This window comes from Vibrio mangrovi (genome assembly GCF_024346955.1).
In the GTDB taxonomy this organism is placed as follows: Bacteria; Pseudomonadota; Gammaproteobacteria; order Enterobacterales; family Vibrionaceae; genus Vibrio; species Vibrio mangrovi.
Window position 1 is genome coordinate 2,635,530 of sequence record NZ_AP024883.1, and the last position, 11,709, is coordinate 2,647,238.

Here is an 11,709-nt window from a genome sequence, read left to right on the forward strand (position 1 = left end):
GATACGAGCCGCAACTGCGGCCCGGTTTATCGGTGAGAGAATAAACGGTAAGTTCTCAAACCTTCTTTAACCAATCAAATGAAACTGGCAGTCCATACCTTTGTTTCTGATCGGGATGATTTCCTGATAGGCCGCACTGTTATACCAGTTCAGAGCACTGTCTTTATCAGGGAATTCAATCACTGACTTTCTCTGATACGGTGCTTCACCATGGAGAGCTTCCGGTTCACCCCGGGCGATAAATTTGCCTTGAAAAGGTTCTAACGTTTTCGCAGCGCGGGCGCTGTATTCTGCCAGCTGTTCTTTGTCTGTCGGGGTTGAATCAACAATCACTAAGCATGTCATGATTTATTTTCCTTTAGTTGTTAGAGCGTATGGTTGTTAAGACATATAGTTGTCAGGGCGTGTTGACACAGCATAGAATTTCACGAATATTAATCAATAACCAAAAAATTAACGTATTGTTTAAATTTATGAACAGTGTAAAACTCGCTCCGCTGCTGCTGATTTTTGTCGAAGTCGCCAACAAACGTTCATTCACCGAGGCAGCCAGAAAACTGGGCCTGAGTAAATCGGCGATTAGTCAGCAGATCAAACGGCTTGAGGACGCTTTAGGTCAGCAATTGCTGGTACGCAATACCCGGGGTGTAATTCTGACTACAGTTGGCGAAGCACTTCTGGCACGGAGTGAACTATTGAGTGAACAGTTGAGTCTGACTCTCAAAGAGCTGGAAAGCAGCAAAGCACAACCGACAGGCAAATTTAAAATCTCCATCCCGCCTTTCTTAGAAAAAGACATCGTTATTCCTGCTATCAGTCAGTTGTGTCTGGAGTTTCCCGGAATTACACCGGAAGTTGTGGTGACGGGCAGATGGCAGGATTTGGTGGAACATGAATTAGACGCAGCAGTGTTTGGCGGTGATTTACGGGATTGTGACTATCGGGCCTTATCGATCGGTAAAGTGGCAGAAATTTTTTGTGCTTCACCCCGTTACCTGCAACGCCATGCGCCGGTCAAACATCTGGAACAGCTCTCGGAACACCGCATAATTGCAACGCCGTGGCAACACGATGAACTACAGCTGTTTGATAACAACCAGACAAACCGGCGCTTATTCTGCGTCACCCACAGTGCAAAAGCGACGTCTCTGACCACCATATTAGAAATGGCGCTGCACGATATGGGCATCGTGCTTTTCCCTGAATTTCTGGTACAAACAGAGCTGATGCAACAACGGTTAGTCAGAGTCCTGCCTGAAATACAGGGCAGAGCCTGGCATTTTTACTTTTTACATCAGTATCAGGGCGAAAAGCCTAAACATGTCAGTCGCTTCTATGAGCTGCTCAAGTACTATTTTGATAAAACCATTGCCCACTGTAGTTAACTGTCAGAGCAATGGTTTATACAACGTCATCAATAGCGGTTTCACCGTTGATGAAGTGAAGAAACAATATTCCCCGAAACAAGTATCCACTGTGATTACACAATGGATACTCTGTGGCTTTGATACAGCGTTACGGCAGATACTTCAAAATATCCCCTAATAACTGGACTTCTGCCCGCCGGACTGAATATCCGCTTTGAATAAGCTTAACCGTTCATCAAGGGCGCTGGTATACAACATTGTATCAACCCCAACCGCGACAAAATTGGCGCCCCATTCAATCGCTTTTTTCGCCATGGCCGGGTCGACAGCCAGAAAACCAGCAGCTTTACCAGCCTGTCGGATTCTGCGAATACAGTGTTCAATTTCGTGCTGCATCGCCGGGTGATTGCTGTTATCCGGATAACCGAGTGACGCGGAAAGATCGGCAGGCCCGATAAAGACGCCATCAATCCCTTCAACGGCTAAAATGTCATCGAGATTATCCAGTGCGGTTTTGCTTTCCACCTGAATCAGCAGACATAACTCTTCATTCGCCTTCTCCATATACTGTTCGATTCTTCCCCAACGCGCTGCCCGGGCGACGCTGGCACCAACGCCCCGGACACCTTCCGGCGGGTAACGCATCGCACTGACAACCTGCCGCGCCTGCTCCGCACTGTCGACCATCGGAATCAGAACCGTCTGAGCACCAATATCCAGTATCTGTTTAATCTGACTTTTGCTTCCCTCGACCGGACGAACAACCGGTTCACCATAATAAGGCGCAATGGCCTGAATCTGATGATAAATATCCTGAACGGTATTGGGTGCATGTTCACCATCGATCAATAACCAGTCATATCCTGACGTTGCTGCAATTTCAGCCAGATATGAAGATGTTGAACTGAGCCATAACCCAATCTGTAATTCTCCACAGTTGATTGCCTGTTTAAATAAGTTTTTGGATAACTGAACCATATTCTTCTCTCCGATTAACTTGCAGAAGGCTTGTAGACTGCCGATTCACGCTGACTGAAAGTTAAGCTCAGAATCACCAGAGAACCAATCATGGCGAAAACCGCCAGACTCAGTAAACCGGCATACTCATTATTAAAAATACTTTCGGCTTTCACGCGGATCAGTGGTGCTAAAAAACCACCCACGGCACCAAATAAATTGACAAATCCGATCCCTGCCGCCAGTGCTGATCCGGAAAGCAACTGGGTTGGCATGGTCCAGAAAACAGGTTGCACCGCGATAAAACCAACAGCGGCAACGCAGAGTGCGATGATAGCAAATACCGGCGAAACGAGTCCGGACAGACCGACACCAATACCCGCAGCAAACAGGGTCACTGCCGCAACCTTCTTGCGTTCACCAATGCGATCCGAGTAACGAGGGATATACCAGGTGCCAAACAGCGCGGCAATCCACGGAATCGCCGTCACCACGGAAGCAGCAAACCCGATTTTTGTCCCCATCAGCGCTGCTACCTGACTGGGTAAAAAGAAAATCAAACCGTATACAGCAACCTGAATCGTGAGATAAATAACTGCGAGTTGCCAGATTTTAGGGTTACGGATCGCTTCACTAATGCGGGATGTCACTTTAGTGGTTTCTTCCCGGGCCAATGCTGTCATGATCGCCTGCTTCTCTTCCTGGTTGAGAAAACGGGCTTTATCCGGTGTATCGACCACCCAGTAAAACGTAAATAGTCCGGCAATAACGGCAAGAATACCTTCGATCATAAACATCCAGTACCAGCCAGCTTTGCCCAGAAAACCATGCATCTCAAGTAACGCGCCGGACAACGGAGAACCCAGCGTTAACGCCAGCGGCGCTCCCATATAAAACAGCCCCATGATTCCTGCCCTGTTTTTGAGCGGGAACCAGAGCGTGGTTAAATAAATCATACCGGGAAAGAAACCGGCCTCTGCGGCTCCCAATAATGTCCGGACAAGTAAAAACTTAAATTCAGTATCTGCATAAGCCATACCGGCAGAAAGCATTCCCCAGATAATGGTAATACTCCCAATCCAGATTCTGGCTCCCAGTTTACGCATCAGTAAATTAGCCGGAACACCGAAAGCTGCATAAATAACAAAAAATATACCGGCACCTAAAGCATAAGCTTCATTCGACAAACCAATATCTAATTGATAAGCATCTTTTGCAAAACCAATATTTGAACGATCCAGAAATGCCAGAACATATAAAGTCAGCATAAACGGAATTAAATGGGCGCGATTTTTCTTAACCGCAATATCTAATTGGGTCATCATAATCTTCACTCTTATATATGTAGGGTATTTAGTCAGATATAATTATTTAAATTAAAATATTAATGGTTATAGGGTCGTTTCAAATGACACTCCCAATTTAATTCCACACCAAAGCCAGGTTTATCCAATACAGATTTATGCATTCTGCCATTAACGGGAACCGGTTCATTCAGCAAGATAGGATCAAATTGCGGTCTTAATGTTGAGCAGTCCGGACTGGTCATTAAGAATTCACTGAAAGGTGTATTGGTAAATGTAATCACCGCATGATGAGAATATACTGATGAGCCGTGAGGAACGACTAGCTGCCCTCTCGCTTTTGCTATCGCGGCAATCTCCACCAGCGTGGTTAAACCGCCACACCAGCCGACATCCGGTTGCATGATATCAATACCAGTCTCTGACAGCGTCCGGAACGACTGGATAGTGCCATGATGCTCACCACTCGTTACCATCATGCCAGCCGGAACGTTACGTTTTAATTCCCGGTAGCCTTCATACTGCTGTGCCGGTAAACACTCTTCGATCCATTTCAGATTATACGGAGCACAGGCATGTGCCAGTCTGGTGGCATAATTCACATCCTGACTCATCCAGCAATCGAGCATCAGCCAGAAGTCCGGACCACACTTATCCCGGAACTCGGCCACCATAGCTGCATCTTTCCGGATCCCGGCATCACCATCATGCGGTCCCCAGTGAGTCGGCATTTTGCCGCCGATAAATCCCATCTCCTGCGCCAGATCCGGTCGGGCACCGGTGGCGTAAAACTGAATCTCGTCCCGCACCGCACCGCCAAGTAACTGGTATACGGGCAAATCAATTACCTTGCCGAATAAATCCCACAGTGCAAGGTCCACACAAGAGATCGTATTCATGACCAAACCACCGGAACCGGCGTAAAACATCGTTGCACCAAGCATTTGATCATGAATCAGTTTAATGTCACTGACACACTTGCCTTCAATAAAACGGCTCAGGTGTTTTTCAACCATAAAACATCCCATTTCACCGGCAGTTGACACAGCAAATCCGGTCTGACCGTTATCCGCTTCGACTTCGACAACGAGTGTTCCCAGCACATTAATACCGAATGACTGACGTGACTGTTCATATTGTTTGTATTTGCTCATCGGTGTCGCAATATGGTCGTCAATCCAGTGATTCCCGCCCTGATCATGGTAGTCAGCGCCACCACCGTTTTTATCTGCGGTCGCCCCGCCGGTAAACCATGCGCGTACGGCTTTGATTTTTGGTAATTTCATATCTCCGTCCTTTCATTTCACGATACTGAATATAATGATGATGGCTCCCATCCCGTCAGATGAGATATTTCCTGTGCACAAAGAAGGGTTCTATCGATAATTTCACCGATATTAGATTCGGTAATTTGCAGGCTGGTTCCGACAACGGAAATTGCTGCAATTAATTTATTTTTACTATTAAAGACAGGGGCAGCGACACAGCGGACATTTTCATAATCTTCACTATTATCATAACTCCAGCCTTGTCTTCTGATATGTTCTAGTTCTTGAATTAAGTCATGTGAATTTGAGATAGTATTATTGGTTTTTATTTTAAAACTAATATTATTGATAATTCTTTTTCTGACATTATCCGGCTGCCAAGCTAATAAGCATTTCCCGATACCGGAACGGTATAAAGACATACTTTTCCCTTCATGAGAACGGACACTGATTGTCGATTTAGATTCGACTTTTAAAATGTAATAAGCCTGTTCATTATCGATAATGCCTAAATGACACAGAAAACCGGTCTCTTCCATTAAATTGATTAATGGTTTTCTTGCCAGCTCCCGGAGATCGATCTTATTGACTGCATGTCCCGCCAGCTCGATGATCTTGGTCCAGAGACAATAATGATCATCACTGTCCACCCGGAGAAAGCGCTGACTCTTCAATTCCCCCAGAATCAGGTATGCCGTACTCTTCGGAATGTTTAATTCATGGATAATGGTCGTTGCACTACACGGCCCGATTCTGGCAATCAGGTTCAGAATATCGACAGCTCTGGCTAACGCGGGGACTTTACTTGATTCCAAAATACTGGACCTCTTTCCTGTATGTTAGAATCATTATTGGTGAATAAATAAGCAATTTTTGTGATTCGGATCATGCCTGAAATCCATTCCAGAGTGTTGGAGTAATCCGACGTTAAAACGTGATTAGGGTCACTCTGGGACCGATTATCTATCTGCTATGCATTACTGATAATGAGCAAAATACTGTATGACAGACACTACCGGGATAGTCATAACAATTTACAAATGTATCAATATAAATGTGGGAATTTATATGAATAGCTCACTCTATTCCTAAAAAATAATTTTAATAGTCAAACTATTTATTTTCATGCTTATACACATAAAAAACATATGGTATTTTCTTGCTGATTTATCAGTCTCAACTAGTATAGCTGCACGATATACTTGGTTGAAATGTAAAGAATTATTTAAATAAATCAAACCTAATTTCAAATAAATATCACATGGAATATAAATATGAAAAAAACGTTAGTATTAATGATTGGTTGTCTGGCTTCTTTAAATCTGTACGCAACAACCAACCCTGGTAGTGGTCAGAAATGGTATGGTCCTTTTACGCTGACAAAAGTCGCCAGATATTGGGATGGAAGTTATCACCGGATGTCTGTCCATATTGCCGAAGAGCCGGGGACTGACTGTAGTGTCACCAATAGTGAGAAAAAAATAAGTTATGTTGGTAGATCAGAAACTTTTTCCGATAGTCTGTTTTCAGCGGCAGCAACAGCACAGGCACAAAATAAAAGAGTGATGTTATTGCTAGATGGAGCATGCGATGCTTCGTTCGGTAAAAATGTCCACGGTATTGAAATTTTCTCGGATTGATTTCATCTCCCTGCCACCAGCACCATCACTGGTGGCAGTCAGACATCACTTACTGATGAGTCAGGACCATTCCCGTAATCTGCCCGCCTTTCAACATCATCTGAGCCTGTTCTTTATTGAGGCAGTTTAGTTTCTGATTACCTTGGTATCCGCAGATAAAAGATTTCCAGTTCGGACTTCCTGAAGCATTGAACCCATAACCTTTATTGGACTTAGGAATCGACGGGTCAATTTTGATGTAGCCTCTTGTCTGACCATTCTCGATTCTCAACAGTACGGCAAAGTTATAGGGTAACGTTACGTCCGAATCGGATTCCCACTTCCAGCTTCCTGACACCAGAGGTTGCCCCATAATTGTCGATATACGATAGCGTGTAGTAATTGAGCGGATAGCAATATCACCGACTTTTAAATTCCTATGTGTAAACTCTCCGGAGTACTCACTGTTATCCCCCGTCTTCATATTGCCGCGGACACTCAGCCGGTAAGTAACTGGCTGAGGTTTAGCTTTCTGTTGATCATGCTGTTGAGCCGGCTTTGCTTTTTTCTTCTCCTGCACTGACTGTTTATTTTCATCCAGCAATGCTTTACGGAGTACTGCATAATCCGATTTAGCTTTGCGATTGCGGGATGCCTCAATAATAGAACGCTGCTTCTTATCAAGTTCAGCCACATATTTTTTTCTCTCATTCACCATGTTGCGGTGCGCCACCGCTTTTGAGTGCTGATAAGCCTGCTCTTGTTTCAGCAAGCGGGCCAAAGCCGGATCCGAGACCGAAATATCGCCTTTCATATATCGCTGACTGAGAGTAGCCAGACTATTGCTCTGCCCGCCGGACCAGACATCACTCACTGCTGCGGAAAAAATCTCCGTACCATGATAAGCATCGACATTACTCGCATAAATACCGGCACCGATTGCAGTTGTCGTCAGTGTTTTCATCACAGTGTCAAAATTAAAAAATGAGGATTTGTTGACGCCGCCATACTGGCGGATCAAGCGGCTTATTTCCGGTAAATCATGGTCTTCAGCCAGATCCAGCGAATAGCCGGCCGTTCCTCCCAAATCAATATTCGGGTTGGCTCCGGAGAAAAGTAGCAAGCGGGCAATCTCAGGCTGATTACGGTAAATCGTATGCTCTAATGGGTATTGCGTGTATAAATACTCCTCACGATTAACTTCGAAACCGGCTAAAAGCAGCGCTTCAGCCATATCCCGATCACCATGGTCGATCGCATTGATCATCGCCGGATAATAGGATTCGACCGGCGACTGGCACCAGCGGTGCATAAATTCAACCTGCGCCGGAATCCGTGGCACCTCACCACAGATCTGCGCAGACACTACGGTAGGATTTGCTCCCAGCTTCATCAGTGCTTCGGTGCCAGCCATATGGCCGTCCTGAAAAGCAAGAAACAGTGCATGATTCAACGCATCCGGTTCAGGACGAGCACCATATCCGGCCAGACGTTCACTGATCAGCCCGCCCCTGGGATTGCGTAATGCGTAATACAAAGCGGTATCAGGGCGAGCCCGGCTTCCGGTTATCATTAATGTATCAACGATATCCGGATTAGCAGCATATTTACCTGCGGCGTACAGAGGAACATAGAGCTGATTATTACCATAGACAGCATCCGCGTCCGGGTCGAGCCCTTCCTCCGTAAGCAGATAAGCGATCACACCGAACTGGTTATATCTGGCAGCCATCGCTAAAGGTGAGTAGACATCTTTATAACTGCGGGTCAGCCCTTTGCTGTAATACATTTTCAGCCGTTTGATATCACCTTTAGCCGCCGCGACTCTCGCCTGCCTTACGGAAGGATCCGCCCCTTTAGCAATGAAGAAGTCACTGTACCGTTCGCTTGATAAGTCCTGATAGTACCAATCGAGTTCTTCAGCCTGTTGATTGAGTCGGTTTAACTGAGAATCCGTCGCTTCAACGCCCGATTTTTGCAGGGCGACACTCATTTCCAGTAAGGATTCAATTGCCCGGCGCACAGCTTTGCTGCTGTTGTCTCCCGGAATCTTTTCCAGGGTCAGCAGAATCTGATCGATTTGCTGTTCTTGCGGCAAAGCCTTAATTTGCTCTTTCTGAGCATCAGAAACAATCGGGCCGGCACACCCAGCCAGCAGAAAAACCATCAAAACGCATATGAGAGATCTCATTATGCCTCACTCCATCACAAATATATTCGTAGATATTATTTACGTTATCTGAATCATTAGTTTTGCACATAATCAATAATCACTGATCTCGTAGATAAATAAGCCTTAAAACGTGACAGATATTGGAAATATCAATCATACCGCAGGGTTTACAGGAATTATCACCTGCTCCTTTTCTGTTTCCTGCTCCTCATCCTGAACTTCAGCATTGATGCACAATCAGGCAAGCATTGCGTAGGATTAGGATTGAACAAAAAAGCCGGATACATAATGATAAGATTTCATTTTTTATCGTTTGTGCGTCGGTATCATGCCTGCGCCGCCATACTTACTATCGATGCGGATGAGATTGAATTTTATGAGAAATTTTCGTTGTTCCAGAACCCTGTTCAGTAGCCTGAGTCTGAGCGTTTTGGCCTTATTTGGCTGCTCTGCCAGTGGTCAGGATATTCATACATCTCCGTCTGAATTTGCGAATACTGAAGTGCAGTATCAACCGGGCTTTAGTACTTATGTGACGGCGTTCTGGAATATGCTGACATCTGACGTCGCCGATCTCACTCCGGCAGCGCCGATACCGCTCATGCCGATGACATCACAACAACTTGCCCATGAAGATAAAGATGTGATTTACCGTTTAGGGCATTCAACCGTACTGATGAAACTTGGTAAGCAGTGGATCCTGACTGACCCGATGTTCAGCCAGCATGCTTCTCCGGTACAGTGGATGGGGCCGGAACGCTTCCATCCGGCACCGATTGCAATCAAAGACTTACCTGAAATCGACATGGTTCTGATCAGTCATAACCATTTTGACCACCTTGATGAAGACTCAATTGTCCGGCTGGCGCCGAAAGTCAAACAGTTTCTGGTTCCGGCTCAGATAGGAAAAATACTCACGGACTGGGGCGTTGCGGAGAATAAAATTCAGGCACTCAACTGGTGGAACACCACGCAGGTCGGAGAAACACAGCTGATATTTACGCCTTCCCAGCATTATTCGGGACGTGGCATGACCGACCAGAATGAAACGCTGTGGGGCGGCTGGGTTATATTAGCTCCGACTCACCGGATCTATTTCAGTGGAGACTCCGGCTACTTTCATGGCTTTAAACAGATCGGTGACCAGTATGGTCCGTTTGATGTCGCTTTGCTCGAAGACGGACAATATAACCACAGCTGGCCGGCTATTCACCTTTTCCCCGATGAAGTTGTTCAGGCAACGCTTGATCTGAAAAGTAAAGTGGTGCTGCCGGTTCATAACAGCACATTTAAACTGGCCAATCATTCCTGGAATGAACCGCTGGAACAGGTTTATCAAATCAGTCAACAACGAGGCGTTACCATGGTTGCCCCAGAATTCGGCCAGCGCTATGAAATCGGTCAGCCCTTACCGGTCCGGAGATGGTGGGCACAATAATGAAAAAATTTATCGGCTTACTGCTGCTCGTCAGCACCATGAGTGACGCATCACCCACATCAGATCAGGAGATCACGGCCTTGCTCAATGTTCTGCAACACTCCGACTGCCAGTTTGAACGCAGCGGTACGTGGTATTCCGGGGAGCGGGCCGCCGCCCATCTGCAGGATAAATGGGATTATGCCAAAGATGAAATCGACTCCAGTGAAACTTTTATCCGGAAAATTGCCACCGGAAGCTGGCTCACCGGCAGCAGTTATCATGTTAAATGTGATCAGACAATGACTACCAGCGCACAATGGCTGAACACGCAGCTACAACAGCTCCGGACTTCCCAACAAAGCTCACCGGCTGATTCGCTTCAATAACAAGCTCAGACTGACCGGAGAAAACTTAACTGGCTCTCCGGTACAGATATTTTCTGCTCTTTGTGCCATGAATTCCCAGCCATGATTCAGGGATAAACCGGGCAGCCAGCAGTGAAACCAGCAGTGCAATGGTTCCTAATGTCACCGCATAGCTGTTTCCCTGTACCGGCAGGCCAGTCCGATAGGAGATCAGCGTGATCAGGGTAAACACTGGCCAGTGGATTAACAGCAGGTACATTGATTTTCTGCCAATCCAGATCAGAGGGGAGATGGCAATCTTCCGGAAGAGGAAAAGCACAGAACAGACTGAGAGCAGCGATGTGACGATATAACCGATGTAGCTGCCATACCACAGCGTGTTGACATGGATATCGACATAACCCTCAACAGCATAAGCCAGCCCTACAGTCACACATATCACCATGATCTGAGAGAGAAAGCTCACCCGGCTAATTTGCTCTCCGAACAGGTATCCGCTCAGGGCAAACAGTAATCCCAGCGGGATCGTACTGAATCCCAAAGGTAGCAAAAGCTGCTCGCGGTATAACAACCATCCGACACCAGCCAGAAGCGGGAGTAAAATAAACTGTATACGCCGATTCAGCCTGACAATCCCGGCCATCAGACATTTCACAATAAACAGCGACAAAAGAAACCACAGCGGCGCATTTCCCTTAGTATCACCGGAAATCAGCAGCGAATCGACCGGTAATGACAACACCTGTCCGATGGGAAGCCGGTCGATATAAATCAGTTTCGGGGCCATAAACATAAACCCGATGAGCGTCCATATCAGCATCGGAAAGATGAGTCGGTTCAAATCGTTGGTGAAAGCTTCTCTGAAAGGACGTGTTTTAAACACCACACCCGATTTAAAGTAAAACCATGGCATAAAGAAGAACAACACCCGGAGCAGGACATGAAATGTATCCGTATCAGATAATCCTCCCCACATGAATGCATGATAAACCACCATCCATAAGATCATGATCCCACTGATACAGTCATAAGACACATTACGATTTTTAAGCATAGCCATTATCTTCCGGATGTTGTTTTATCCCTTAATACACAGACAAATAACAAACCAGAAACAAATAAGCAACAATACCCATATCTTATTGTGATCATTCAACTCTTTTACATACTAAATTCTGGCGGATAAAACAGAGCCCGGCAATTCCGGGCTCATAGGCAATCTCAGTATCACATCAC

11 protein-coding genes are annotated in these 11,709 nt (G+C 45.9%); 4 read left to right on the forward strand and 7 right to left on the reverse strand.

Annotated elements, in window-relative coordinates:
• Positions 1-66 precede the first annotated feature (66 nt).
• Positions 67-345: a DUF1330 domain-containing protein gene (locus OCU74_RS11745; protein WP_087479903.1), complete on the reverse strand. Its 279-nt coding sequence runs from the start codon at positions 343-345 to the stop codon at positions 67-69.
• 128 nt (positions 346-473) lie between these two features.
• Here OCU74_RS11745 and OCU74_RS11750 point away from each other — a divergent pair, with 128 nt between their 5' ends.
• Positions 474-1,385, forward strand: coding sequence for a LysR family transcriptional regulator (locus OCU74_RS11750; protein ID WP_087479904.1), 912 nt, complete (start codon positions 474-476; stop codon positions 1,383-1,385).
• Positions 1,386-1,541: 156 nt separating this feature from the next.
• On the opposite strand, the gene yfaU is transcribed toward OCU74_RS11750, so the two are convergent.
• The 4 genes from yfaU to OCU74_RS11770 are packed head-to-tail and all read right to left on the reverse strand — an operon-like array spanning position 1,542 to position 5,711.
• Positions 1,542-2,345: a 2-keto-3-deoxy-L-rhamnonate aldolase gene (yfaU, locus tag OCU74_RS11755; protein WP_087479905.1), complete on the reverse strand. Its 804-nt coding sequence runs from the start codon at positions 2,343-2,345 to the stop codon at positions 1,542-1,544.
• Positions 2,346-2,359: 14 nt separating this feature from the next.
• The gene (locus OCU74_RS11760) at positions 2,360-3,649 is read right to left on the reverse strand and encodes an MFS transporter (RefSeq protein ID WP_200807667.1); all 1,290 of its coding nucleotides are present in this window, start codon (positions 3,647-3,649) and stop codon (positions 2,360-2,362) included.
• A gap of 59 nt (positions 3,650-3,708) precedes the next feature.
• Positions 3,709-4,914 (reverse strand): L-rhamnonate dehydratase, encoded by a 1,206-nt coding sequence (rhmD, locus tag OCU74_RS11765; protein WP_087479906.1) that lies wholly within the window; start codon positions 4,912-4,914, stop codon positions 3,709-3,711.
• A gap of 17 nt (positions 4,915-4,931) precedes the next feature.
• Positions 4,932-5,711: an IclR family transcriptional regulator gene (locus tag OCU74_RS11770; RefSeq protein WP_200807668.1), complete on the reverse strand. Its 780-nt coding sequence runs from the start codon at positions 5,709-5,711 to the stop codon at positions 4,932-4,934.
• A gap of 459 nt (positions 5,712-6,170) precedes the next feature.
• Between OCU74_RS11770 and OCU74_RS11775 the strand changes: the two genes are divergently transcribed.
• The gene (locus OCU74_RS11775; RefSeq protein ID WP_087479908.1) at positions 6,171-6,536 is read left to right on the forward strand and encodes a hypothetical protein; all 366 of its coding nucleotides are present in this window, start codon (positions 6,171-6,173) and stop codon (positions 6,534-6,536) included.
• 49 nt (positions 6,537-6,585) lie between these two features.
• Here OCU74_RS11775 and OCU74_RS11780 read toward each other — a convergent pair whose 3' ends face one another.
• The gene (locus tag OCU74_RS11780; protein WP_143693129.1) at positions 6,586-8,706 is read right to left on the reverse strand and encodes an ankyrin repeat domain-containing protein; all 2,121 of its coding nucleotides are present in this window, start codon (positions 8,704-8,706) and stop codon (positions 6,586-6,588) included.
• Positions 8,707-9,064: 358 nt separating this feature from the next.
• On the opposite strand from OCU74_RS11780, the gene OCU74_RS11785 reads away from it, so the two are divergent.
• Together OCU74_RS11785 and OCU74_RS11790 are read left to right on the forward strand one after the other, a co-directional pair.
• Positions 9,065-10,126, forward strand: coding sequence for an MBL fold metallo-hydrolase (locus OCU74_RS11785; RefSeq protein ID WP_087479910.1), 1,062 nt, complete (start codon positions 9,065-9,067; stop codon positions 10,124-10,126).
• Positions 10,126-10,494 carry a DUF5329 family protein gene (locus OCU74_RS11790; RefSeq protein ID WP_087479911.1) on the forward strand — a complete coding sequence of 123 codons (369 nt, stop codon included), beginning with the start codon at positions 10,126-10,128 and terminating at the stop codon, positions 10,492-10,494. Before OCU74_RS11785 ends, OCU74_RS11790 begins: the two co-directional genes overlap by 1 nt.
• Positions 10,495-10,519: 25 nt before the next feature.
• Here the strand turns inward: OCU74_RS11790 and OCU74_RS11795 are convergent, their stop codons facing one another.
• Complete coding sequence (locus OCU74_RS11795) at positions 10,520-11,527, reverse strand: acyltransferase family protein (RefSeq protein ID WP_159457392.1); 1,008 nt, start codon at positions 11,525-11,527, stop codon at positions 10,520-10,522.
• Positions 11,528-11,709: the final 182 nt, after the last annotated feature.

Coding starts and splice junctions, on each gene's coding strand:
- OCU74_RS11760 (WP_200807667.1), bottom strand. CDS start 3,649: ATGATGACCCAATTAGATATTGCGGTTAAGAAAAATCGCGCCCATTTA.
- OCU74_RS11750 (WP_087479904.1), top strand. CDS start 474: ATGAACAGTGTAAAACTCGCTCCGCTGCTGCTGATTTTTGTCGAAGTC.
- OCU74_RS11785 (WP_087479910.1), top strand. CDS start 9,065: ATGAGAAATTTTCGTTGTTCCAGAACCCTGTTCAGTAGCCTGAGTCTG.
- yfaU (WP_087479905.1), bottom strand. CDS start 2,345: ATGGTTCAGTTATCCAAAAACTTATTTAAACAGGCAATCAACTGTGGA.
- OCU74_RS11790 (WP_087479911.1), top strand. CDS start 10,126: ATGAAAAAATTTATCGGCTTACTGCTGCTCGTCAGCACCATGAGTGAC.
- OCU74_RS11780 (WP_143693129.1), bottom strand. CDS start 8,706: ATGAGATCTCTCATATGCGTTTTGATGGTTTTTCTGCTGGCTGGGTGT.
- OCU74_RS11795 (WP_159457392.1), bottom strand. CDS start 11,527: ATGCTTAAAAATCGTAATGTGTCTTATGACTGTATCAGTGGGATCATG.
- OCU74_RS11775 (WP_087479908.1), top strand. CDS start 6,171: ATGAAAAAAACGTTAGTATTAATGATTGGTTGTCTGGCTTCTTTAAAT.
- OCU74_RS11745 (WP_087479903.1), bottom strand. CDS start 345: ATGACATGCTTAGTGATTGTTGATTCAACCCCGACAGACAAAGAACAG.
- rhmD (WP_087479906.1), bottom strand. CDS start 4,914: ATGAAATTACCAAAAATCAAAGCCGTACGCGCATGGTTTACCGGCGGG.